Genomic DNA, 23,970 nt, shown 5'->3' with positions numbered 1-23,970 from the left:
TTTTATCTCCTAACTGAGTTCTTTCTCTTTCCGTTCCAAGGCTTTAGGAGCAGTTTCTCTGCCAATTTGCCAGAGGGTTGCCGCTGCTTCATGGCGCTTGGCTGCTTGTTTGGGTTTAAAGGTGCCAATTTTGCCAAAAGCCCGCTCGATATTACTACCTTGGGGCCCTTTGGTGAACAAATCATTGTAAATATAGCCTGAGTGTCGTTTGTCAATCTCGGCAATATCGCTAAATTTCCAGGCAGCTCGGAGCGAGGAGGTACTGACAGGTTTGATGCTCTTGCCCTTGTCTATGCCGACTTTGATACTGATCATCTCTTCACGTGTAATGGGCTGATCGGGCTTGAAGGTTTTGTCGTCGTAACCCACGGAATAGCCCGCATTAGCTAGGGCTTGAACAACCTTAAACGCGGGATGTTTGGCATCAATATCTGTGAACTCTGGGTCGAAAGTAGGGGCCAAACGAATCTTTTGGGCGGGACGACTGATGGCGTTATGGGCCTTGAATAGCCAGAGCATATATTCACCCCGAGAGATTGGCTCGTAGGGCTGAAAGTTTTGATCATCCGCTGCTTCTAATATCTCTAGCTTGATCAGATCGGCAATCAGAGGTTGCGTTGGCAAATCGGCAATATCTTTGAAGGCGACAGCAGCGGGCTTGGTGGTTTCTGCCTCTGAAACAGGGGCATTATCCGAGGTATCTTCAGGTGCCTTGGAGACGACCTCTGAGACGGGCTTAGCTTCTTTGAGGGGATCTGAGCCTAGGCCAATTTCGTCTTGTTGCTCTTTGAGGGTTTTATTCTCAGCCTCTAGGTCTTGTAATTTGGACTTTAACTCAGCTACTTCATCGTTTGTTTGGGTAGAGTCCTGATTGGCCTGATTACATCCACCAATCAATAGCCAACTACTGAGAAGAGATAGACTCAACAAGGAACGAAAGACAGGTTTCTTGGTAACAATCTTCATGGGGAGATAAGCTTCAACGGAATAAGAATAGGACACAATTTTGATGTTGTGATTCTAGCTGCAAGAAAAGGCTGACTAAACTTTATGCTGCCCATCAACGATCAAATGCCTCCCACTGTTTTATACCTAAAATACTTTTTTGAGGGTGATCACTCTCACCTCTATCAGTGATATCTAAGCTACCAGGACAAACACTTTGACCCATCCGGATTCATTTAACCCTATTCTCTTGCAGCGAATTTCCAACCGCATTAGCGAGACTCCTCAGCAACGGATCACCTTTGCTGAGTTTATGGAGCTGGCTTTGTACGATCCTGAGCAAGGCTACTATGCGACGAACCAAGTCCAAATCGGAGTTGCAGGGGATTTCTTTACTTCCCCCCATTTGTGTCCTGATTTTGGGGAATTGCTGGCTGAACAATTTTTAGATATGTGGCGAGTGATGGGGCAACCGGAGCCGTTTACGTTGGTTGAAATGGGGGCCGGTCAAGGGTTGGTGGCGGCTGATGTGCTGAAATACCTGGCAACCCGAAAACAGTCTGCAGAGGCATCTGATGACTATGCTGCTTTTTGGACCGCTTTACGTTACATCATTGTGGAAAAAGCAGAAGGTTTAATCGAAGCACAACAGCGCTTGTTGCAGCCTTTTCAGTTTTCGTCTGACAAGGTGCAATGGATGGGGTTTGGGCAGCTGCCTGAGACGGGGATAGTAGGCTGCTTCTTTTCTAATGAACTGGTCGATGCGCTGCCAGTACACCAGTTTGTTGTACAGGATGGTGCTTTGCAGGAAGTGTTTGTGGCGGTTGATGCGGCGTCACGAACATTTACTGAGGTGATGACAAGCCCATCGACGGACCGCTTGGCAGAATATTTAGTTGAGCAAGACATCAATATTGGTACAGGGTATGAAGATGGATATCGCAGTGAGATTAACTTAGCGGCGCTGGATTGGTTAAAGACGGTCTCTCAAAAGCTAGACTGGGGATATGTACTGACGATTGATTATGGCTACTTAGCGCCGCAATACTACAGCCCACAGCGGCTACAGGGCACACTGCAATGCTTTCGACGGCATGGTGCCCATCAAGATCCCTATGCTTATCTTGGGCATCAAGATATTACGGCTCATGTGAACTTTACGGCTCTAGAAAAGCAGGGTATAGCCCTAGGGTTAACGTCAATGGGCTATACCCAACAAGGATTGTTTTTAATGGCGTTGGGCCTGGGCGATCGCTTAGTCGCCAATAACAACACTAGCGATATCGCTCAACTGAATGAGGTGATTCGGCGGCGGGAAACTTTGCAGGCTTTAATTAACCCTTTGGGGTTGGGTGGTTTTCAAGTCCTGATTCAAGGTAAAGGATTAAATGAGAAGGAACAAGGTCAGGTATTGAAGGGCTTACAGATGCCTTGATGGACCCGGAGGATTATTGATCTTGGCTCGAAGCCGTTTCTTGCCATCCTAATTGCACGGCTTGCTGTAAGGCTAGATCTGCCGTTTCTGTTTGGTTCACTTTTAGCAAGGCTTTGCTGAGGTTCACGTAAGACTGAGCTTCATGGGGATAGAGCTGGATGGCGCGACGATAGGCTGCGATCGCACCCCCGTATTGCTGCTGTTGCATTAGCACTTTTCCCAGGCTGGTATGGGTTTCTGCAGTTTCTGGTAGGAGCCGGAGCGTTTGGTGATACGTTGCGATCGCCTCCTCTTTTTTCCCTTGCTGAAACAAGATACCTCCCCATGTTTGATAGACATTTAAGTCAGCGAGATAGGGCCTAGAATACTGTGCATTTGCAACCGCATTAGGGCTGATACCGATCGCATCCTGATGAAGGGTATAACCGATGGTGTTATTGCCCAAACGGTTAGCCCGATAAGCATGTTGGATAACCTTGGGAGAAATTGCTTCGACTCTTTTTCGAAACAGTTGGGGATCTACCTCGACTGTTTGAGAATTGCCAGATGCCTTCGCTAAGCAATGATGAGCAGCAAGATTCTGAGCATCAATAGCTAAAGCTTTTTGACAGTACTGAACAGCCGCTTGGGGTTGTTGATCGGCATTTAAGAAACGTCCTAAAACGGTATAAGCATAAACTTCTTGCCCAGAGTGCTTGCGCAAAATGGCTAGAGCTTCTTCAGAGCGTTGCAGCTTTATTAAAGTCTCAGCGACATCATAATAAGCATATTTATTGAGCTGATATTCTTTCTGAAAACTGGTTAAGGCTTTCTCAAGGTGACCTTGTTTAGCATGGGCCTGACCTAGGCAAGACCATATGTCTGCAATTGTTCCTTTATCTTTATCAGTTGGAGACTTAGCAATATTCAAGATTTGAGCCGCTTCATGGCAGTCTTTAATAGCTTGGTCCAATTGATTGGCTTTTATTAAATCCTTGGACTGCTCGATCAGATGTTTGGCATAAATTTTCTGGAATGGTTGATCTGACTGAAAATATTGCAGAGAAACTGTCTTGGCTTCTGTCAATTGATCGTGATGGACCAAGAGTTGGATAAATTCTTCGGCAATAAATGACTGGTCGCTGATATCTGCAAGGTCGAGGGCGTTACGAGTAGCCAACTTTGCTTGATCAAAACGCTTCAACGAACTCAGCCTACCCGCTAATGCTCGATGGGCGGCAACATCTTTATTAGAATTCCAACCATCCGTTTCAATCCACTTTCGATAGGCAGCTAACGCATCATCCAGTCGATTTTCGCGAACTAAGGCATCACCCAGCAGTTGATAGTCAAGGCCCTGCCGATATAAAGAAGAGGACCACCACTTGCGAAAAGCGACTCGCGCTTCATTTAATTGATCATTTTTAACTAGGGCATTTCCTAAATGTTCATAAATTGTCTTATCCGGCTTGACCGCAATCGCTTGGCGGTAGGCTTTAATCGCCTCAGGTAGCCGTCCTTCAGCCTCCAACGCTAGTCCTAGACGAAAATGAACCTCTGCCTCCTGCATCGCTTTGGGGGCCTCAGGATAGCCTTTAGTGATGCCCTGGCGAAAGGTTAAAATGGCATCCTCTGTCTTGCTCTGTTTCACGAGGGCTTTGCCCCAGCTTTGATAGATCCGCGAAACATTGGGGGGATTTAAGGCAATGGCTTGTTGATAGTGACTAATCGCTTGATCGACCTGATTGTCAGCCACTAAAACTAAGCCCAACTGATGATGGGCTTCCGCATCTTTAGGGTTGAGCTTGAGTGCCTGTTCCCACACCTGAGTTTGTTGGGTTTTTGCTAACAACCGCTCAACTGGACTGTCTTGCTCATCGGAGTTCTTCGCTGTCTCCGCAACCGGCTGAGCTGGCGATGGATGAGTCGGAATCAGATGGTGACGATACAACAGCCCCATAGACAATACACCTAAACAAGCAAGGGATAGGGCTATCTTCTTTTTCATGGCAATTCAGGGAGAGATGAAATCGATTAAGGCGAAGTGGATGCTAGAGAACGGGCTACAACCGCGATTTGGCTTTGGCTATATTGTCTTTTGCTTCCGTCAAATTAGGGTTGAGGGAGAGGGCTTGTTCGAAGGATGCGATCGCAGCTTGAATCTCTCCGTGTTCCAACAGTGCTTTACCCAAACCGCTATGAATATTAGCGTCATCAGGCTGTAAGCGAAGGGCTTCCCGATAGGCGTCGATACCTATATGAAGATGTTGATAGGGCATTGAGGCTCCAGCTTGGGCGTAAGACTGAGCTGCCGCCGCTTGCTGACCTGCCTGTTCCTGGGCAGATGCCAAAGCATAGTAGAAGTGACCCGTCGGAGCGATGGCAATGGCTTTTTGGTAGGCGCGGATAGCGGGCTGGTATTGCTCAAGGGCAACAAAATCATTGCCCACATCTCGCCAAGCGAGAGCGTTTCTATCTGTATACGCCGCTTCCAAATCCTTGAAACCGTTCGATATCTCGTTGGCCGCAATTTGCTGTTGATAGCCCTGAACATAGGCCATCATCGCTGCCTCAGCATCACCTTTGGCGACTAACGTTTGGCCTAAACCGAAATAAAGCGTTTCATCTTCTGGATAGAGGGCAATTGCCTGCTTCCGATACGGCAAGGCCGCATCCACTTGCTGATGTTGGGTCAGAATCTGGGCGAGTTGAGTACGAGCGTGAGCGTCATACCATACCGGGCTTCTAGCGGTAACCCGAGTCTCAAGCACCAAAGCCTGGCGAATGGCTGGCAAGGCCTCTTCCAGGCGCTGGAGCTGGACTAACACCTCTGCCATCTGGCAATATACCTGGGAGTTGGTGGCATCCACCGCTATAGATTGACGATAAGCAATTATTGCCGCAGCTAATTTACCATCTTGAGCTAAACGATTGCCTTGCTTAAAAAGCTGCTCAGCTGTCGTAGAGGGCTGAGTGTGAGTCTCCTGCACCTGTAGATGAGGCCGATCTAAGGGGGTCGAAGGCACTGCTGGTGAGCCAACGACCAAGGCATTCAGCCAAACCAGGGCCAGAGAGGAAACTGTTTTCATTGAAGTAACCACAATAGGGAATCGGTCTGACAGCGCTCCCATTCACTATCAGACCTAGAGTGGGCAAAGTTTCCTGGGGGAATGTCACTTGCTCCAAACTATGTTGATAGTATCGGCAGTTTTATGCAGAATTTCAGTGATATGTGCCTGAACAGCGAGTGACATTTATCACGCTGCCAGCCACTAAAAAGGCCCGATTGATCAAGATACCTTTTTGAGAAGCTTACGCCAGATCGCCTGTAGGCGAAGTTGGGTGATCCGCATGGGCGTGAGAGGTACAATACCAGCTTGTTGATGGGGTTGAGCGTCAAAAAAAGCGTTAATCTCAGTCAAAATCACCCGCAGCCTGTGCAGAATATTTTCTGTTCGATATTCAGCTAAGACAGATTCTGACAGCCCTACCCTTTGATCCGACTGCAACACCTGCTGAATCCGCTGTAGATCAAAGGTGAGGGAGTGCCCTGCAATTTTGTAACAGTTGAAACCTGGATCTAAGTAATCTGACAACCCACCATTAATACTTGAAAACACCTGACAGCCACAGGCCATTGCTTCCATCGGCTGTAATCCAAAGCCTTCACTCACCTTTTGTTGCGCCCAATATTCGGCGGAATCATAGAGATACACCTTGGCTCGATTAAAAAGCTTGGATAAATCTTCGACATAGCTATCGACCACCATCACGTTGCAAACCTGCTGCAATGCTGGAATCAGCTCCTGTAATAGATAAGTTGAAGATTTCCGGGCTTGCACCAATACATCAATATCCCGGTCCAGATTTAAGTTCTGAAAATTGTCTGAAATTTGGTTGGGTAAGTAGTACAGCAGGGAATGGGGCGATCGCTGTCCCCAATAGCCCAAGGTATTGCGACTAACGGTAACAATGGGAACCCTGGCTGGCAAGTTAAATCCATAGCCTGAGCTATGGGCATGGTAAATCACGTTATAGTCTTTTAACTGTTGCGCCAGTTGCCCCACATCGAAGCCCCAGCTAATCACCAAAATGGCTTGATCGAGGGGTTGATTGAGTAAATCAGCTAGGAATAGAGTGTCAGGCTCCCGCTGTTTGTAGGTGACTACCTCTGCCGAACAGATCTGCTGGGCCAATTTCAAAGTTTTCAGTTCGGCCCAGAGGCCACCGCAGGCGTACTTACCGCCTAACCCTGGAACCAGAAAATATAACTTGCGCATACCTCAAGCCTATCGACTAGAGATAGTGTAAGCCGCCAATGCTGAAATTGAACGCTGGATATTAAGATTAGAGAGTTCTGTACGCCGTCCGTATTTCCCCATGCAACCTCGCCGAATTGCCCGTGAATTGGCACTTTTAAGTATTGGTCAATTGCCTAGCAATTCCGATCGCCTCGCCAACCAAGATTTGCAAGCTGTGATGATTACGGCGGTACGAACCCTGGTGGCGGAAGTGCAAGAAGCATTAGAGACCGCCAGTGCTGAACTGAAACGGGGTAGCGATCGCATCCTCGATAGCGAAATTAAAGCTATTGATGTCCAGAGTTCGCGGGCCATGGTTAGTGAGGCGATTGATTTAACCAAAACGGCAGTCAACCGCTTGGGGCTAGCGATTGATTTTCCTGAGTTTATTCAGCTGGCCAATCAACAGTCAGTCCGCGACTACACCCTCGATTTAATTGCCGCGGTTCACCATCATCGTGACGAAATTGACCAAATCCTAGAAACATCTTTGGTAGATTGGCAACTTCATCGGTTGGCCCATATCGATGCTAATTTGTTGCGGTTGGCCGTTGCTGAAATGAAGTATTTGGATATTCCCAATCAAGTAGCGATTAACGAATCTGTCGAGCTGGCCAAAAAATATAGCGCCGAAGAGGGTCATCGCTTTATTAATGGTGTTTTGCGGCGGGTAACCCGTCAGATCGCGGTACCTTAATATGCGGTAGGTTGAAATCAGATCCGCCCCCATCGTTTCGTTTAGGAAAAGGTCATGGTTTTTAATTGGTTTCGTCGCCAATTTAATAAAGAAGAAGCTGAGGAGCAAGACACACCGCCTGAAGCCGAAGCGGAGCAAGATGCCCCCGGCGAAGTTAGCGACGATGCCGGAGAGACCAGTGAAGCTGAAGATTATCGCAGTTGGGCCGAGACAGCCTTCCAAAAAATCCAAGAGCGACAGCAAGAAACCACTGCAGAGACCGTTGCGCCAGAAGTCGAAGCTAAAAGTTCTTCAGCCGATGAAGTAATCGCTTCCCCAGACGTCGAGGCAGAGAGCTCCGTAGTAGCTGAGGTCACCCCAGAAGTTGGCTCTGAGCCTGCTCCAGAAGCCACCCCCACCACGGCTGAAATCGAGGAAATTGATGCAGTCACACCCGAGGTTGCCTCTTCTCCTGAGCCGATTGCAGCTACTCCAGCACCGGTTGCAAAAACTGAATCGCCTAGCCCAACCTCTCCTCCCGCCCAACCTTCTCCCTCGGATCTGCAGTTTGATGAAGGGTTTTTGTGGTCTGCGGAAGTCTTAGCAGCCCAGGGCCGTCGTCCTGAAGAAGTCTCCGTTGAAGAAATTTCCTGGCTGCAAAAGCTGCGCCAAGGACTAGGCAAAACCCGACGGGGTTTAGCCAACCAACTCAAATCGGTGGTAGGCCAAGGCCCGTTGAATGCCGATGCGGTGATGGAAATTGAGTCATTATTGCTGCAGGCAGACGTGGGGATTTCGGCGACAGACAAATTAATTGAAGCCTTGCAGACCAAAGTTCGGGAAGAAACCCTGCCCCCGGATGCTGCGATCGCCTATCTCAAAGAGATTATGCAGAATATTCTCGATGCTCCGACCCAAAAGAACTATAGCCCTAACTTTGCCCCCAAACGAGAGGGGATGAATATCTGGTTGATGACCGGGGTCAACGGCGCCGGTAAAACTACGACTATCGGTAAACTAGCCCATATCTCTAAGGAGTCGGGGTATGCCTGCTTGATTGCAGCTGCCGACACCTTTAGAGCTGCAGCGGTTGAACAAGTAAAGGTATGGGGACAGCGTAGCAATGTCGATGTGATTGCGAATCCTGGTCAAAATACAGACCCTGCGGCTGTTGTCTTCGATGCCATTACTGCCGCCCAAAAGCGCAATATTGATCTGTTACTAGTGGACACAGCCGGGCGTCTCCAGAATAAGAAGAACCTGATGGATGAACTCAACAAAGTTCGACGGATTGTCAGCAAGAAAGCCCCAGATGCTCACATTGAGTCCCTGTTGGTGCTGGATGCCACTTTGGGCCAAAACGGGTTGCGACAAGCCCAGGTCTTTTCCGAGGCGGCTGAATTAACGGGAGTCGTACTGACCAAACTGGATGGTTCTGCTAAAGGTGGGGTTGCTCTAGCGGTAGTTCAGGAGTTAGGTCTGCCCATTCGATTTATAGGAGCAGGCGAAGGCATTACGGACTTGCGCCCCTTTTCTAGCTATGAATTTGTCGAGGCACTCCTGAGCACCTAGTCTTTTTTGATCTATAAATAAAATGATTCATAGATTCATTGCCCCATCTTGATGCCAGAGCTCCTTCAAAAATGGTTGGCAATCTCACCAGAAGTGCGCTATACCAGATTGAAGAAAACAACTGATATTGGTTATGTTGTTTTCTTTTTAGGAGTGGTATCACAATTCTCGCAGCTATTCTTGGTAAGTTTCTGATAATTGCTACAGTTCACAGCAATTTCAGAAGTGTTTAGCAATGTAGATAGATTATTCTTCTAAAGAGAAAACGTATCAGAGTATACTGTTACATCCCTAGTACTTGCCTATTTTTCTTTAGTTAGAGTGCAACTGCCCAAAGGGTTGACAAGAGTGCTAAGCTTACTGGGCATAACTATCAATAAGTAACGCAACACTCGTTTTCCCTACGATACTGGCTTGTATTTGCCTTTATGTCTCGAGTTCCACTTCCAAACCAACCTTCCCAATCTTTGGATTTAGACTATCCAGGGGTGGCGACAAACGTGGCAACTGTGACAGCGCTGCAAGAGCTTGTTTCCCATCTCCGTCGAGAACAGGCAAAAGCGCAAGATTTATTGAGTTCCCTAAGCTTTTCGTTAAGGAGCTTTAATAATCTCAATCAGTTTCTCGCCTTAATTCCTCTAATTGTTAGCCGTGTGACCGATGCGGATGCTGCCGCTTTAATTTTGTTTCGTCCTAATGGACAAGTCTCTTTAGAGCAGCTGTACTGCCACGAAGGACAGCAATGCCGCAATATTCGCTTGGCCCTAGAAAATGTGACCCGTCAGTTTACAGTGAATGGTTCCCCTGCTAAGCAACCGAACCTAGTTCTAGAACAACAGCTGGCCCATCTTTTGGGCACAAACTATCAGTGGTTTAGTACCGCTATTTTAGTCCGAAATTTTGAACTCCATGAGCGCGGTCGGCTGTACCTGTTTAGCAGCAATCCTGACTATGAATGGACTGAAACGCGGCAAAAGCTGGCTCAATTAGTTGCGGATCAAACGGCGGTTGCTATTGAAAATGACACCCTGACCACCCAACTCCGTAAGCAAGAGCGGATTACCCGTGAGCTAGAGATTGGGGCAGAGATTCAAGCTCGCTTATTACCCAACTATTCTCCCAAAATTGAAGGTGTCGCCCTAGCGGCCACCTGTCAAACCGCCAATCAGGTGGGGGGAGATTATTACGACTTTATTCCGATTTATCGACAGTTACCGACCTCCCGCCAATATCGCCTCAACCAGGCCGATCGTTGGGGGCTGGTCATTGGTGATGTCATGGGTAAAGGCGTCCCTGCTGGGCTGATTATGACCATGACCCGCGGTATTTTGCGGGCGGATGCGTTGCATCATCACTCTCCATCTGAGATTTTGAAAAATCTCAATCAGGTCATGTATGCTGATTTAGAAAATTCTAATCGGTTTGTGACGCTGTTTTATTCAGAGTATGACCCGAAGACTCGTCAACTAAGCTTTAGTAATGCGGCTCATAATCCGCCGTTGCTGTGGCGTGCTCGGGAAAATGTGATTGAGCGTTTAGATACAGATGGTATGTTGATTGGCCTAGATGCCAATACCGAGTATCAGGAGGATAAGGTTACCCTCTCTCCAGGGGATACGATTATCTACTATACCGATGGCTTTACGGATGCTGCCGGTCCCAATGGTGATCGCTTCGATGAAGAGAACTTAATTGCGGTGTTTCAAGAAGCTTGCCACACCTGCCATGGCCCGCAAGAGATTCTGGATTACCTATTTGAGCGCTTGCAAGCTTTTATGGGTGAGCGCAACCAAAGTGGTGATGATGTAACTTTGATCGTCATGCAAATCACACCCATGTTGATGACGTTTTAAGAAAGTCGCTTGAGTTTTAACATTCCTTCTAGGGATGTTAGGGGGTGTTGCATAAATGGTAACTCGCCCAATAGCGAGGTTGAAACCCACCATAATCAGGGCAATGTAACATTTGTCAGGGTTATGACAGTAGAACACAATCGCTTTACTGCACCTTTGTGGGGAACGGTCGTCGGGGCTGTGCTCTTGGCTAGCTGCTCAACGCCAATGACGGAAACCGTTTCGGAGTCAGGTGAAGCACCCCAAGCGGCCCAGGCAGAGTTAGCTGACCTCAGTAATAATGTGTCGGCACCTGCGGATGCTGCTCCACCGAAAGCTAAACCGCAACTGATTAAGCGGGCCAATATGACCCTAAGAGTTGAAAAAGTAGCCCCGGCCCTAAAAGCAGTCGCCAAAATTGTCAAAACACAACAAGGTGATGTGGTAGGCCTGCAGGATCAAGTGCCTCCTGATGAGTCAGTGCGTCATCAGGCTTCTATGGAACTGCGCATCCCCCAGGCTAAATTAGAGACCACCCTGGAGCAATTAGCCCAGATTGGCACGGTACAGAACCGTTCGATTGAAGCGGAAGATGTGTCTACTCAGCTGGTAGATTTTCAAGCCCGGCTCAAAAATCTTCGCAAGTCAGAAGAAGTGGTGTTGAAGATTATGGATCGATCTGGATCTGTGGCGGATGTCCTCAAAGTTTCGCAAGAGCTGAAAACAATTCGTCAGCAGATTGAGCAAATCGATGCTCAGGTGAAACGGTTACAGGCACAAGTCGCCTATTCAACCGTGAATCTCAGTTTGGAATCTGCGATCGCAACCACGCCACCCCAAGCCTCCCTCGGCGAACGCTTACAAGAAGCTTGGTCCCAGTCTACCCATGCGGTGGTCAATCTTACATTTGGCATCCTGGGGCTTCTAGTGTGGGTTGTGGTCTTTTTGCCTTACATTCTGGGTCTGGTCTTGGTGCAATTTGTGGTCAAACGGTTGATACAGCGCCGGAGTAACGGAACCGTGACAGCCGCTAATAACGAGTCCATCAGCGGGTAAGGGAGGCAATGGATTTAGGAACAGCGGCCGTGAGAACCTCATGGCCTGTTTCTGTGAGTAGCACATCATCCTCAATGCGAATCCCGATTCCTCGCCATCGTTCGGGTACTTCTGGCTGATCTTCGTCTAGTTGAATATCGGGACCGATGTAAATGCCAGGTTCTACCGTCACCACATGTCCGGCTTGCAATGGCTGCCATGTATCCTTGTCTTTTTTGTAGACACCTACATCATGGACGTCTAGCCCCAACCAATGGCCTGTGCGGTGCATGTAAAAGGGTTTATATGTTTCTTCTTCAATCAGCTTATCGATCTTGCCTTTGAGTAAGCCCAGATCGACTAAGCCTTGGGTCAGAACTTTGACTGCTGCGTCGTGGAAGGCGTTGTAGGGGTTGCCCGGTTGCACTTGTGCGATCGCAGCTTCTTGCGCTGTCAAAACTAACTCATACAGGGTCTTTTGCTCTGCTGTAAACGTTCCACTCACCGGAAACGTACGGGTAATATCGGCGTTGTAATACTGGTAACTACAGCCCGCATCAATCAACAGCAAATCTTGCTCCTGAATCTGGCAGGTGTTCTCGGTATAGTGCAAAATGCAGCCATTGACCCCCGCTGCCACAATGGAGGGATAGGCGGGTCCTAAGCCACCTCGTAAACGAAATAGCCGTTCCATCTCTGCTTGGATTTCATATTCATAGCGGCCAGGTTGGGCGACTTCTCGGGCTAAATTATGCGCTTCGACAGAAATATCAATAGCCTTACGCATCAAATCTAGTTCAGTCTCACTTTTAATCAGCCGCTGAGGATGGAGCACTGTCATGGGATCTTCTAGGGCAACAGGACCAAACCCATCCTTCCGGACTTTGATCAGCGATCGCTGCCAGTGCTTCAAAATCGTTTGATTAAAGGGCTGATCTAATCCCAGATGAAAGTAAATCCGATCGGCACCCGCTAGATATTGGGGTAGATGTTCGTCCAATTCCTCAATGGGATACACGGCATCGGCCCCATATTCTTCTTTTGCGAGATCGACCCCTACTCGATACCCTGTCCACGTCTCCATCAACGGATCTTTAGGTTGCACAAACAGCACAAACTGGTGCTCTTCATGGTGGGGAGCTAGCACGGCCACTGCATTGGGCTCGTTAAACCCCGTCAAGTAGAAAAAGTCACTTTCTTGTCGGAAGTTATATTCCACATCACTATGCATCACCGCCATCGGGGCACTACGAAAAATTCCGGTCCCCGACCCCATGGCTTCCATCAGGTTTTGGCGGCGTTGGCGATATTCTGCTTGCATAGGACGTTCAATCAGGCTGATGAGCTTCTCTACTTATTGTGCAGCAAATTGCCTTAGAGAGCGTTGCGTTCCTGATTTTGGGTGGCCTAGTTTTTGTGATTTAGCGTTAGCGACTAGTGCAGACCCAACGAGTAATTTTACAGTTAGGACCAAATTGTCTACAGGACTGCAATGCAAAGGATTCAGCAGTGGGTCGATCGACCCCCCAACCTGACCCTGCAGAATTATCTGGGGTCTGTGCTAAGGCGCCACAAGCATTTTGGAACACGACTAGAGACTTACAATCTCCTGTGCCTGAATAGTTTTCACAGTAACGGAGTGCTGCATTTTGGGCCGCTTGAGCAGTTGAATAATCATAGGAATATCCATGGCTACCTGTCGCTGAAGAGTATGCAATCGCACCATAGTTGTTGCCATTGGCTGATGCTGGCTGGACGGCCATGAGACTAACCGTTGGCATGCTAAAAGCCGTGACCATCAATACTTGAGCAAGTTTAGAATGAATCATTAATCCCCCACGATGGTTTTTCAGTGAATAAAAAGTATGTATAAATCGCGTTATTGTTAGACCCTAGTTCGTCAAACCTGCGATTACAGCCCTTGCAATAGGCTGCAGATCTAGGGTTCCCTTTCCGGTCTTCTGATCCGAAGTCCTGAATGGATCTGCATTTGGGGGAAGGCTAGTTGGGGTCTTATAGTGAATAGGTAAGCGTGAGAGTCCGTCAGGGTGTATGAGAGGTGTAGCCTCCTGTCTGTCCATAGTGCTCTGGTTTACAGGACAGTCAATGGACAACTCAAAAAAATGGATCCACTCAGTTTAGGACTATTTGCAGTCTTGGGTATTGCAGCGGGAACCTTAGCCGGACTGTTGGGCATTGGGGGTGGCATGTTGATTGTGCCTGGGTTGTTTTACCTGTTTGATTTGATTCAACTGCCCCAAGAATCACTGATGCATATGGCGGCGGGTAGCTCTATGTGCATTATGATCTGCACCGCTGCGTCTTCGACCTGGGCACACCATCGCCAAGAGCATATTCAATGGTCTATTTTTCGCACCATTATTGCGGGTATTGCTGTAGGGGTAGTGAGTGGCAATTTATTGGCCAATCGGATGCCAACCCAAATTCTAGAGTTGATTTTTGGCATCTTTCTGTTGGTGGTTTCTACCAAAATATTTTTTGAGAAAAAATCTGAGGAAGCAGAGGAGCAGACCGTGGGTGCTCCTGGCATTATGCCTACCAGTGCAGTAGGTATGGTGATTGGGTTTAAGTCAGGTGTATTGGGGATTGGCGGCGGTGCCCTGAGCGTCCCGTTTCTCCTCTATTGCGGCCTGCCCATGAAAAAAGCGAGTGGGACTTCTGCGTCTTTCACGTTACCCATCGCCATTGTGGGAACCCTTTCATTTTTACTATTGAGCGGGAATCAAACGGCCATTCCCTGGTCAACGGGATATGTCTATTGGCCTGCAGTATTGTTAGTGGCCCCGTTTACAATGCTGGGGGCACCGATAGGGGCTAAATTTGCCGGTATCGTTGCTCCTGAAAAGCTGCGAACGATCTTTGCCGGATTATTACTCGTGATTAGTATGCGGATGTTGTCGGGGACGGGCTTAATTGCCTGGGATTTCCCGCTGGTTTAGCTTTGAGACTAGATAGACTTCGCACCTATTAAATCCTGGAAATTAATAGGTACAAAAAAAGAGTGAATCGCAGCGATCGCATCATTCAGCATGTAACCTGCAATTGATACGCTTGTGGATCTTCGCGAGCGCTGCGTGACACCCTTTAACAACAATTGGCTTGAACGACTAGATTTAAGACAAACCTAGAACAGCATCAAAAGCAGACACAACGGCATCATACTCTTTAGAAGCAGTGGTGGAATTACGCTTAGCAGCAGCTGCATCTAGCTTGTTGAGGTGGTCAGCTAACAATTTGATGGTGCGACGACCACTCTTTTGTGTTGCAGCAGGCAATGAATCACCCAAACGACGAGAGAGGGGACCAAGCTCACCGAGGGGACCACGGATAAAGGTGCGAACATTGTTCCAGTCGCCTTCAGAAACGTATCCTTCTAGCTCAGATAGGCGCCCATACAGTGGTTGTAGTCCTTCTGTATATTTAGAAGCTTGAGCAATAACAATTCCAGTATCAGACCCAGCTAAAGCAGTAGGGGCAATTGTGCTAAAACTTGTCAAAACAAGGGCAGTTGCAAAGGCAACGGCCAATAGGGATTTACAAAATCGTTTAAAATTTAAGATCATTGATTCACAGTCCTCTGCGCATCAGAAATGGGTTTGCCAAGATTTATTGTCGAATTTTCAGGGGCCTTTGTAAAGCTAATCACCTGTAAAGCCCTGCTTTCGGGCTCTTGATTGTAAAGGTTTGTATTTTTTGGCAGGTCTTGCCCCTTAAAGATCGGTCTCTGCCAATTGCATGGGTTTCAATAAACGCCTAGGTCTCTGAAGGCTTGGATTTAGCTTCGAGATCGGCCAGCCGACTTTTTAGCTCTTGATTGGCTTGTTGGAGTTGCTGAACTTCTTCCTGTAAGGTGCTTAGAGCTTGATTGGATTTCACTCTAGCTTGCACTTTTTTGATCGATTCTTCGGCCATCCGTCGCACCCGACCATCGGGGGTTTGGTTGGCTAAGGTTTTTAGGAGTGCTATTGCTTTTGGTGTTTCCATTTGTCCCAGGGAAGCAGATACCGACACTTGGGTTAAAAAGAAGCTTTCACCCACCAGCACCGAGAGCCGATCCAAAATGCGCTGCAGTTGTTCAGGAGATTGGCCAGTAGAGATACTGCCTAGGGCACGAATGGCAGCCAGGCGCAACGGTTGCGGTGTTCCCGCTTCGGTATAGGCCAAAATCAAATCGAGGGCGGCAGTAGAGGTTTTCATTTGGCTGAGGGCACCAATGGCACCAGAGCGCACCACTTCATTCCAGCCCGCCCGGTCTTTGAGGACCGATTTAAAGAGCTTGATCACTTTGGTCTCTTTGGGTTTGGTGGTCAGGGTGGAGGCTGCGATCGCACCTACAGCTCGTAATGCACTCGCTTCCACGTAATAGCTGGGGTCGCCCTTTTCGGCTAAGGGTTTGATCGCTTTGTAGCTTTCATCAGTCTTAAAGGTCGCCATCGCTTCCACCACTGCCCGTCGAACCCTGGCATCCTTATCTTTGAGTCCGGGCTTGAGGGCGGGCAATACCTGATCAAGCTTAATTTGAGCGAGCTGCTTGGCCACTTCGACCCGGACGCCCCAGAATCCATCGGTGGTCAGGGCTTCCCCTAAACTCTTGACGACTTCTAAGCCACCTTTTTTCGCTAAGGACTGAGCGGCATAAATGCGAGAGAGGGGATCGGGGTCTTGCTTTAGTTGGGCCTTGAGTTCAGGCATCGGATATTCAAGGGAGACCTGCTTGAGATAGTGATTGCCCTGATCGAAGCTGATGAATAAGGGCTTTTCGGATAGACCGAAATAAAAGCTCTGCTCTTGCTCATGGACTCGGACCATAAAGGTTTGGAACTCCACAGGTTGTTTACCTCGGTCATAGCCAAAGGCAATGGGCAGATTCAAATCAAACAGCTCTTTGGCGCTATGTTTATCTTTTGGATCAACCTGAGTTTGGGTCACCGTTACCTTGGCCATCTTATAATCGGCATCCCAGCTATAGCCCAGCTTATATTCGGGATGACCACCTCGATAAACATACTGATCAAATAAGAACAACAGATTGCGACCAGTGGCTTTTTCAATAGCCCGCAGTAGATCGATAGTTTCTACGGTTTGATGGGCATTGTCCTGGACAAAGGTATGGATGGCTCGCCAAAACAGCTCATCCCCCAACTCAGCCCGAATCATATGGTAAATACAGGCCCCTTTTTCATAGAGGTGGCGGTCGTATAGCTCAATCGCCTCTCGGTAAACATGGGTAACCACGGGGCGACGATAGCGGGTACTATCCTCATTAAAATAATTTCGTGCTTCTTTCAGCCGATAATAGGCAGCATCCTCAGCCCCATATTCATGGTTGGTCCACATCACCTCGGAGTATGAGGCCATGCCTTCCTTAATCCAGGCATGGGACCAATGCTTAATCACGACTAAATCGCCAAACCACTGGTGGGCCAATTCATGGGCCACTAAGCTTTCCGCCGCCCGATTATCGATGGCCGCCCGCTCATCCAACAAGCAGCGATCCGTAAGTAAGGTGGTGGAGGTATTTTCCATACCCCCAAAAATAAAGTCATCGACACAGACCTGGGCATATTTGGGATAGGCGTAGGGGTAGCCGTAGTATTCACTAAAAAATTCGATCATCCGGGGCGTTTTGCCCATGGTGAGTTGGGCTTGATCTTCCCGCCCTTTTTCAACATAGTAGGTAACAGGTTTGCCCTGCCACTCATCGATAATTTCTGCAAACTGCCCCACTGCCAGGGTCATTAAGTAAGTCGGATGAACTTCTCGCTGGAGCCAGTGGTAGATTTTTTGCTTGCCGTCCACTTCAGTTTCAATCAGCTCTCCATTGGAGATGGCCATATAGGCTTTGGGCACTCGCACTCGAATCTCTGAAGTGGCCAGTTGGCCGGGATAGTCAAAGCAGGGAAACCAAAACCGGGAGTCTTCATCTTCTCCTTGGGTCCACACCTGGGTGGGTTTATCGGGGTAATGTTCATCGGCCTGGACAAAGTAGAGACCGCGTTGGGGTTGGTGTACGGCGTATGCGATCGCAACCGTAAACACTTTCCCAGCCGTTGTCGGCTGCTTTAAATGAATCTGTAACTGCTCACCGTCATACTCAAAGGGCTGTTTGGCACGGCCCACCTTGACGCCTTCAATCTGCAAATCCACCGCATCCAAGACCAATGTCTTAATCCCACTGCGGACCGGGTTTAAACGAATCTGACAGGTGCCACCAAAGGATTGGCCAAGAATGTCTAAGGTTAGATCCAGAAAAATATGTTCGACTTGGCCGGGGCGATCGGGATTGTAGTGAGGCCGTGCCCCTGCCATTTCAAAGGATTTATGCTTTTTGGTCTCTGAATCAAAGAAAAGATGGGACATCACATTACCTGCTGAGGACGGTGCTAGCTGAAGAGAATTGCCAGCAATGATTGGCTCTCGATCCAGCGTAGCGCTTTATCAGGTAATTAAACGGGTGAAGGCTCTATATAAAGTCTCCATACCATTATTTATGGGGTGCACAGATGGCTTCAAGGTAGAGTAGGGCTTCCCACAGACCTCTAGAGGTGCGTTCATCTAGGGGATATGATTCTTAAGGCTGCCTTTGGCTCCCCAATAACTAAGCCTCTGTCGTTGAAGGTGAGATCAGAATCGTATAGATGGATAACGATATTCCTCTCTCCATTGATTTCGTGAATCAAGCTTTAGCTTCAAACTCTTCCCTAGCAGCATGGGAGCCATCAAAAGATTTGGTTCAGAAAGCAGCAAGTCGCATAGCAACTCAGGGTCGCTAGGGTTACTCTATGGGGTGGTCACCCGTGCGAGGGCTTGCCCTTTCCGGTGACCAGGATAGAAGGCCATTAGAGAGAGTGTACCGATTAAAAATCACCGCGTTCTTTGGCCTAGAGACACTAAGACATTGAGTTTCCACAAGGGAACCCCTGCTCGCTTGGCGGCGGCTTCTCGGCTATAGCCTCGACGGAGGAGTTTAATAGCATCTTGGGTTTTATTCCAGGTGGACCCATTGAGCACAATCTTACGGTTTTGGCGGGCGACGACTAACCCACGGGTGACTAGCTGAGCTTCTTTCAGAGCAGCCGGTGAATATTTGGGCTGGGGGCTACTTTTGATCGCTATAGGTGGACGAGGTTGAGGAGGGCGACTGACCACAGGTTTGCTGACCGGTCGTCGAGGACGAGTTGCTTGGGGAAGGAGAGGTTGGGCGGGTAGCGGAGGTAGAGGATTTTGCCGGAGCATCGCAGGCTCAGGAGTGAATGGGGGAGGATATGCAGCAGTAAAAGGTAAGGGGGGTGTTGCTGGTTTGGCGTTGGCTGGTTTGGGCTTAGCTTGGGCAATGGGCGGTTTGGGCCTGTTGGGTGGCGCCTTGGCGACCGTGCCCCCAATCGCAATGGTTTGTAGGACTTGTTTACCATTTAGGTCGGTGGCTTGCAGGGTAATTGCCCCGGGCTGTTGAGGATTGAGCTGGTACTTCATCGAGCCTGCTACGGGAATTTTGCCAGGGCTAGGTAAAATCGCAACGCTAGGATTATTGCCCCCCTCTACTTTCCAAGTTAAATTCACATAGTTTTGGCCTGGTTTTAAAACGTATTGTGCGGGTGCTTGTTGACCATTAATGAGAAAGCTAGCAATTCTGAGATTTTCTGCTTGAATGTTCATCGGCCCAATGGTTTTAGACAAGGTGAACGGTTGCTGCTCTTGTTGGTAAGATGCGGTGATCTTGAAAAAATATTGTCCGGGTTTACGAGCAGCCGTCGGCACATTCTGACAGGTCAACGTAGGCGTGAAGCGACAATACTTGGCCAAGGTCTCCGGCAGTTTGCCATTGCCTAATTGATACCGTTGTAACAAAGCCGCCTCGGCGTTGTTGGCGTCCACGGTCATAATTTGTACTTCCGTGAGTTGGCTAGGATTAGCAATTTCCCAGTTCAGCTTAATGGGGCCGGGCGTAGCGGTAGCCACAGGCCCTGAAGTCGATGCGTTGGTCCGAGACGCTGGTGCATAAAAGCGGGTAATAAGGGGGACCGCATTAGGTTTAAAGGCGATTAAACCTGTGGTTTGGGTTGCCATCGGTTCGCTGGCATTGTCACTGGAAAAAGCCTGTACCTGGAACTGGTATTTGCCAGGATTGGTGGTCCCTGTGGTAATGCCGGTACATGCTAAAACCCCCGTCTCGGGCTGTTCATATTCACAGAAATTGGAGTTTTGATTGAGGGGGCTTCGTTGCAATTCCTGGGGAATCCCTTGATCAAACCGGAAGGTCTTGGCCACTTCAGACTGGCCTTGGTGTTCCCGCAGAATTACCACCTTTGAAAGCTGTTGGCTATTCTTGACAGTCCAGCTAAGTTGAATATCCTCTTGCCCAGTTTGGGGGACAACCGTTTGACTGGACCGGAGGGCTGCGATGGCAGGTCCAGTGGGTTGACGCCAAATAAACTGCCACAACAGGGCAGAAGAGGTCCCTAGGGCTAATAGCAATAGTCCCAGGAGTTTGAGGCCATGGGAACGAGGATAGGGCTGCCAAACTAACCCCGATTGGGCGAGTAATTGCGGTAGTGGTATGCCATTGGTATCTTGCAAATCCACTTGAAATTGAAACTTGCGGCCCTTGCCAAGCCAAGGTCTGAGCCACCATCGTCGGGGCTGAACCATCAGGTCTACTTTGCCAGTCTGATCAGGACCTAGATCCAGCTGGACAGGCTCTGCCTTGAAGGTTAAGCCGTTTCGAACAGGCAAGCCTTTGGGTTGCACCGTCAAGACTCTCTCAAATCGTGACGTATTGGTGATCAAGAGCTGGTATACGCCGACGCCATCCTTAATAAAGGTCAGATCTGGCGTGAGCATGATTTCAATATCATCGGCCACCAAAAATTGCAGATAGACTTGGTCTTCCCAGAGAATCCCACCCTCTGAAGAGACTAACTGCAGCTTCAGTTGATGCTTGCCAATGGCGGCAACTTCAGTAGGGTGGATCAATACCTCTATTTGATTGGGATGGCCCGGATCTGCACTCATGGCGAGGGCACCCAATGTGTAGCAGTCTGAAGGCAGTTGACTTCCCTTGAGTTGATAGTCTTGTCCCTGACTCTCAATATTTTCTACTGTGAGGGTAATCAGTAGCTTGGTGCCTAATTTGAGTGCATAGGGCTGATCTACGGCAGTAACCGGTGCAATCGTAACCTTAGGGGAAGTCATGGGTGAGTCTCTTCGCAGAATTAGAAAATGGTATGGGTCAACCGATCAAGTTGACAAAAGCCTATATCAACTTTACTGACGCTATTAGAAGATAAGCAGACTGTATTCATTGAAATCACTGGTTGAATACAGGGTAGCGTGTCGGTATAAAGATGGTTGGTGCAGACTGGCTGTAAGTAGTGCCAAATTCGATTATGACGGTCTGCTGTGTGTCTCTTTCACTCGTTCTGATACTACCGTAAGGGCGTTGGACCTGTCAGCCGTAGAATCGGGTGTAGAAGGCACTTAAACTATGAATTTTAATTATGTCCATCAAGGAATAAAGCAACGATGGATGCCCAAGACATTCGATATAACTTAAATGCTTGTCCTGGAGTCAAACTCAATTTTTAGCTGAGATGGATACAAAAAACAGTGGGTAAGAAAACTCACCCACCGACATCACACAAAAGATAATCTTATAAAAGAGCCAAAAGTGGCTTGGAATAACTGACTTAAGCTTTGGGGTTGCGAGTGGTGTCACTCGAAATGAAACCAAAGAAGAACAGAGAAATAACGAAGATAATCCAAGCGTAGGTAACGAATTTGAGGATTGCCATAGGAACCTATTTTACCGGTAGAATAGACAGCAATTAAAACTTAATCTTTATTATCATATCGAATTCTTGCCATCTAATCGAGTCAAAACTTTTTGGAGATAAGACTGGATTACAGGCTGAAGTCGCTTCCATGCCCACTCCAAGGCACTTTCAAGCCAGGCCGTGATGCGATCTAACCCAGCTAGAATCCGTTCTAGAGGGTGTTTTTCGTAGCCCACCATCACGGCATCTACCTCAATTTCAATGGAGCCATCTTGGGCATAGGCTGTGGCTGGAGAGGCGGTCGTTTCTAACCCTGGAGATACTTCAGTTGCCAAGATAGAAACCCCAGGGCCTGGCGTTGTTGTTCTGGTCGAGGTTGTTGTTGTTGCCGTAGAAATCTTTTCGCCACCATAGAGGTCAGCCCAAGATAGTCTTGAGAACGTTTGGCCGTGGGGTGGTGCAGTCTGTTGAGTCTGAGTTGTGGGCTGACGGGTGGGTTGAGGGAGTCCCAGGAGGGCTGACATGGCTGAACGCAAGGTGCTGGGAATCCAGATTGCAGCATACCGAACTGGATTTTCAGGGGGCTGTCCGCCTAACGTGGGGTCTTGACTGAGAATGCTAAGGCTAGGCTGAAGCTGGGCTTGCTGTTGTTTCCAATGTTGAACGACATAGTCTGATAGGTCTGTGGCGGTAGGACCCATGACTTCCCACGAGGCGGTCTCCCACGATGCGATCGCACCATCTAACATCTCAATGGCATCTTGAGTGAGTTTCGGCGTCAGTTGATCTAAGGTCGCAGCTAACCCTTGGGGTAAAGCCAATGGTAACGGGTAGGAGGCGCCATCTCCGGGTAAGGCCAAGGCTTCCTGAAATAAATTAACTTTTGCAGCCATAGGTCCTGTTTGCATCCAGGTCATGGCCTTTCGGAAGGCTCTCACAGGAGGTAGCATTTGCGATCGCGTTTTTGGTATCGGCAACTGCCGGAAGTTGGTTTGCGCCAGGTGCTGCAGATTTTTGCTGAGTCGCTCTTGTCGCCGATAATGGGCCAACTCCCATACCATCAGCTTGTGCAATTCCCGTTGCTGAGCCGGGGTCAGAACATCGATAGCCTCATTGTCGGGGGTCACCAGGGAGACATGGGTGGATTGCAAATCACAGGCGATTCCCTGAATTTTGACCGCTGGTTCTGAGGTAATGCCCAACCAACGCGTTGCTTTGTTATGGAGAGGGTTTCGTTCCGCCCACCGTTGGATCCACTTCTGGTACCGGACTCGAATCGTAGGACGTCGGTGAGAGAGTCCGTCAATCTGGACGGAGAATTGCGGCTCTTCAGCCCATGCATCATCTTCGGCGTCTTCACCCTGCTCAGGTTCGAGAGTATCAATCTGAATCGCAGCTAATACATTGCGAATGGGACCATCGGCATGGCTCACCAGGCTATCTTGACTCGGATCTGCCACAGCTTTTAACAATCGCTGGCCTTGCACATCTCCCTGACGGAGGGCCTGTTGGGTGAATCGGGACACTTGAAAGAGTAAATAGATAGGGTATAACCCCATCTGCATACCCCAGAGGCTAGTGACTTTAGCCTGGCGCAAATTCCGTTGCCATTGCTCAGTCAACTCTCGGGATTGCTGGAGAATGAGATTAAATAATCGGCTTTGGTAACGGCGTTCCGCTGTCATAATTTCAGTGAAATCCTTGCTCTCGCCAGGGAGATTTTCAATTAGGGAAGGTTGCCCATTTATTGTAAGCTCCAAATGTTTCCCTCTCTAGTGCAGGCAAAATCTAATAAATGACTATCATCTTGGGTCTTGCATGGAGATGAATCAGAGAAGACCATTGAGGTAGTATCTGGGTGGTCTAATTACGAATCGCTATGACCCACTTCCAGCATCTTCTCAAAGTTCCAACCCAAGGAAAATCTTTCCATAACATTACCCGGCAAGTGCAGGCTGTGGTTGCTGAGTCTGGGATGTCCATGGGACTTTGTACCTTGTTTCTTCGCCATACGTCAGCTAGCTTGGTGATTCAAGAAAACGCTGATCCAGATGTTTTGCGGGATTTAGAAACGTTTTTAGCACGAATTGTGCCAGAGGGCCCCCACTATCGTCACAGCACTGAAGGCCCGGATGATATGCCAGCGCACATTCGTACAGCTTTGACCCACACTTCGGAATATATTCCGATTCGCCAAGGTCGTTTAGCCACAGGGATTTGGCAGGGCATCTATGTATGGGAACATCGTCAGCATGGTTCAAATCGGGAAGTGATTGTGCATCTATCTGGGGAATAATTCTCTCTTTTGTGTCTCCTTGAAAGCCTTTGGGTTCAAGGGCTTGAGCCTATATGTGAGATGGTTGACCTACACAAAACTAAATAATTCTTTACAATACAAGCG

The 23,970-nt window shown here is 48.6% G+C and carries 18 protein-coding genes; 7 read left to right on the top strand and 11 right to left on the bottom strand.

Annotated features, from left to right (window positions below):
* Positions 1–9: 9 nt before the first annotated feature.
* On the bottom strand, positions 10–966 hold the full coding sequence (locus ON05_RS11865; RefSeq protein WP_010475826.1) for an S-layer homology domain-containing protein: 957 nt from the start codon (positions 964–966) through the stop codon (positions 10–12).
* Positions 967–1,162: 196 nt separating this feature from the next.
* Here ON05_RS11865 and ON05_RS11860 point away from each other — a divergent pair, with 196 nt between their 5' ends.
* Positions 1,163–2,380: a class I SAM-dependent methyltransferase gene (locus ON05_RS11860; RefSeq protein WP_010475827.1), complete on the top strand. Its 1,218-nt coding sequence runs from the start codon at positions 1,163–1,165 to the stop codon at positions 2,378–2,380.
* A 13-nt stretch (positions 2,381–2,393) separates the two neighbouring features.
* On the opposite strand, the gene ON05_RS11855 is transcribed toward ON05_RS11860, so the two are convergent.
* The 3 genes from ON05_RS11855 to ON05_RS11845 form a co-directional block, all read right to left on the bottom strand.
* Positions 2,394–4,367: a tetratricopeptide repeat protein gene (locus ON05_RS11855; protein WP_039780844.1), complete on the bottom strand. Its 1,974-nt coding sequence runs from the start codon at positions 4,365–4,367 to the stop codon at positions 2,394–2,396.
* Positions 4,368–4,422: 55 nt separating this feature from the next.
* The gene (locus ON05_RS11850) at positions 4,423–5,448 is read right to left on the bottom strand and encodes a tetratricopeptide repeat protein (RefSeq protein WP_139025896.1); all 1,026 of its coding nucleotides are present in this window, start codon (positions 5,446–5,448) and stop codon (positions 4,423–4,425) included.
* Positions 5,449–5,649: 201 nt separating this feature from the next.
* Positions 5,650–6,639, bottom strand: a complete 990-nt coding sequence (locus tag ON05_RS11845) for a glycosyltransferase (RefSeq protein ID WP_010475831.1) — start codon at positions 6,637–6,639, stop codon at positions 5,650–5,652.
* A 100-nt stretch (positions 6,640–6,739) separates the two neighbouring features.
* Between ON05_RS11845 and nusB the strand changes: the two genes are divergently transcribed.
* From nusB to ON05_RS11825, 4 genes are all read left to right on the top strand, one after another.
* Positions 6,740–7,357, top strand: a complete 618-nt coding sequence (nusB, locus tag ON05_RS11840; protein WP_010475833.1) for a transcription antitermination factor NusB — start codon at positions 6,740–6,742, stop codon at positions 7,355–7,357.
* Positions 7,358–7,411: 54 nt separating this feature from the next.
* A complete protein-coding gene (ftsY, locus tag ON05_RS11835; RefSeq protein WP_010475835.1) occupies positions 7,412–8,908 on the top strand; it encodes a signal recognition particle-docking protein FtsY in 1,497 nt (498 codons plus the stop codon).
* 428 nt (positions 8,909–9,336) lie between these two features.
* Positions 9,337–10,761 (top strand): PP2C family protein-serine/threonine phosphatase, encoded by a 1,425-nt coding sequence (locus ON05_RS11830; protein ID WP_010475837.1) that lies wholly within the window; start codon positions 9,337–9,339, stop codon positions 10,759–10,761.
* A 123-nt stretch (positions 10,762–10,884) separates the two neighbouring features.
* Complete coding sequence (locus ON05_RS11825) at positions 10,885–11,796, top strand: DUF4349 domain-containing protein (RefSeq protein ID WP_010475839.1); 912 nt, start codon at positions 10,885–10,887, stop codon at positions 11,794–11,796.
* Here ON05_RS11825 and ON05_RS11820 read toward each other — a convergent pair.
* Together ON05_RS11820 and ON05_RS11815 are read right to left on the bottom strand one after the other, a co-directional pair.
* Positions 11,786–13,096 carry an aminopeptidase P N-terminal domain-containing protein gene (locus ON05_RS11820; RefSeq protein ID WP_010475841.1) on the bottom strand — a complete coding sequence of 437 codons (1,311 nt, stop codon included), beginning with the start codon at positions 13,094–13,096 and terminating at the stop codon, positions 11,786–11,788. The two genes, ON05_RS11825 and ON05_RS11820, sit on opposite strands and share 11 nt — an antisense overlap.
* Before the next feature lie 106 nt (positions 13,097–13,202).
* Positions 13,203–13,604: a DUF4189 domain-containing protein gene (locus ON05_RS11815; RefSeq protein ID WP_010475843.1), complete on the bottom strand. Its 402-nt coding sequence runs from the start codon at positions 13,602–13,604 to the stop codon at positions 13,203–13,205.
* 294 nt (positions 13,605–13,898) lie between these two features.
* Between ON05_RS11815 and ON05_RS11810 the strand changes: the two genes are divergently transcribed.
* Positions 13,899–14,735 carry a sulfite exporter TauE/SafE family protein gene (locus ON05_RS11810; RefSeq protein WP_010475844.1) on the top strand — a complete coding sequence of 279 codons (837 nt, stop codon included), beginning with the start codon at positions 13,899–13,901 and terminating at the stop codon, positions 14,733–14,735.
* 174 nt (positions 14,736–14,909) lie between these two features.
* On the opposite strand, the gene psbQ is transcribed toward ON05_RS11810, so the two are convergent.
* The 5 genes from psbQ to ON05_RS11785 form a co-directional block, all read right to left on the bottom strand.
* On the bottom strand, positions 14,910–15,359 hold the full coding sequence (psbQ, locus tag ON05_RS11805) for a photosystem II protein PsbQ (protein WP_010475845.1): 450 nt from the start codon (positions 15,357–15,359) through the stop codon (positions 14,910–14,912).
* Positions 15,360–15,549: 190 nt separating this feature from the next.
* A complete protein-coding gene (locus ON05_RS11800; RefSeq protein WP_010475846.1) occupies positions 15,550–18,156 on the bottom strand; it encodes a M1 family metallopeptidase in 2,607 nt (868 codons plus the stop codon).
* Positions 18,157–18,660: 504 nt separating this feature from the next.
* Positions 18,661–20,988, bottom strand: a complete 2,328-nt coding sequence (locus tag ON05_RS11795; RefSeq protein WP_010475847.1) for a hypothetical protein — start codon at positions 20,986–20,988, stop codon at positions 18,661–18,663.
* A gap of 494 nt (positions 20,989–21,482) precedes the next feature.
* Entirely contained in the window at positions 21,483–21,587 is a 105-nt protein-coding gene (locus ON05_RS11790) for a photosystem II reaction center protein I (protein WP_010475848.1), read from the bottom strand.
* 53 nt (positions 21,588–21,640) lie between these two features.
* Positions 21,641–23,254: a hypothetical protein gene (locus ON05_RS11785; protein WP_139025898.1), complete on the bottom strand. Its 1,614-nt coding sequence runs from the start codon at positions 23,252–23,254 to the stop codon at positions 21,641–21,643.
* Between the two features lie 194 nt (positions 23,255–23,448).
* Between ON05_RS11785 and ON05_RS11780 the strand changes: the two genes are divergently transcribed.
* Positions 23,449–23,865 carry a secondary thiamine-phosphate synthase enzyme YjbQ gene (locus ON05_RS11780; RefSeq protein WP_010475850.1) on the top strand — a complete coding sequence of 139 codons (417 nt, stop codon included), beginning with the start codon at positions 23,449–23,451 and terminating at the stop codon, positions 23,863–23,865.
* Positions 23,866–23,970: the final 105 nt, after the last annotated feature.

Origin of the sequence: Acaryochloris sp. CCMEE 5410, from assembly GCF_000238775.2 — a bacterium.
Taxonomy (GTDB): Bacteria; Cyanobacteriota; Cyanobacteriia; order Thermosynechococcales; family Thermosynechococcaceae; genus Acaryochloris.
Note: the sequence above shows the minus strand (reverse complement) of the source record. Positions and strands in the feature narration are given on the sequence as shown.

Bases quoted from the DNA above. Each gene is read 5' to 3' on its own strand.
- ON05_RS11865 (WP_010475826.1), bottom strand. From the start codon at position 966: ATGAAGATTGTTACCAAGAAACCTGTCTTTCGTTCCTTGTTGAGTCTA.
- ON05_RS11855 (WP_039780844.1), bottom strand. From the start codon at position 4,367: ATGAAAAAGAAGATAGCCCTATCCCTTGCTTGTTTAGGTGTATTGTCT.
- ON05_RS11850 (WP_139025896.1), bottom strand. From the start codon at position 5,448: ATGAAAACAGTTTCCTCTCTGGCCCTGGTTTGGCTGAATGCCTTGGTC.
- ON05_RS11845 (WP_010475831.1), bottom strand. From the start codon at position 6,639: ATGCGCAAGTTATATTTTCTGGTTCCAGGGTTAGGCGGTAAGTACGCC.
- nusB (WP_010475833.1), top strand. From the start codon at position 6,740: ATGCAACCTCGCCGAATTGCCCGTGAATTGGCACTTTTAAGTATTGGT.
- ftsY (WP_010475835.1), top strand. From the start codon at position 7,412: ATGGTTTTTAATTGGTTTCGTCGCCAATTTAATAAAGAAGAAGCTGAG.
- ON05_RS11830 (WP_010475837.1), top strand. From the start codon at position 9,337: ATGTCTCGAGTTCCACTTCCAAACCAACCTTCCCAATCTTTGGATTTA.
- ON05_RS11825 (WP_010475839.1), top strand. From the start codon at position 10,885: ATGACAGTAGAACACAATCGCTTTACTGCACCTTTGTGGGGAACGGTC.
- ON05_RS11820 (WP_010475841.1), bottom strand. From the start codon at position 13,096: ATGCAAGCAGAATATCGCCAACGCCGCCAAAACCTGATGGAAGCCATG.
- ON05_RS11815 (WP_010475843.1), bottom strand. From the start codon at position 13,604: ATGATTCATTCTAAACTTGCTCAAGTATTGATGGTCACGGCTTTTAGC.
- ON05_RS11810 (WP_010475844.1), top strand. From the start codon at position 13,899: ATGGATCCACTCAGTTTAGGACTATTTGCAGTCTTGGGTATTGCAGCG.
- psbQ (WP_010475845.1), bottom strand. From the start codon at position 15,359: ATGATCTTAAATTTTAAACGATTTTGTAAATCCCTATTGGCCGTTGCC.
- ON05_RS11800 (WP_010475846.1), bottom strand. From the start codon at position 18,156: ATGTCCCATCTTTTCTTTGATTCAGAGACCAAAAAGCATAAATCCTTT.
- ON05_RS11795 (WP_010475847.1), bottom strand. From the start codon at position 20,988: ATGACTTCCCCTAAGGTTACGATTGCACCGGTTACTGCCGTAGATCAG.
- ON05_RS11790 (WP_010475848.1), bottom strand. From the start codon at position 21,587: ATGGCAATCCTCAAATTCGTTACCTACGCTTGGATTATCTTCGTTATT.
- ON05_RS11785 (WP_139025898.1), bottom strand. From the start codon at position 23,254: ATGACAGCGGAACGCCGTTACCAAAGCCGATTATTTAATCTCATTCTC.
- ON05_RS11780 (WP_010475850.1), top strand. From the start codon at position 23,449: ATGACCCACTTCCAGCATCTTCTCAAAGTTCCAACCCAAGGAAAATCT.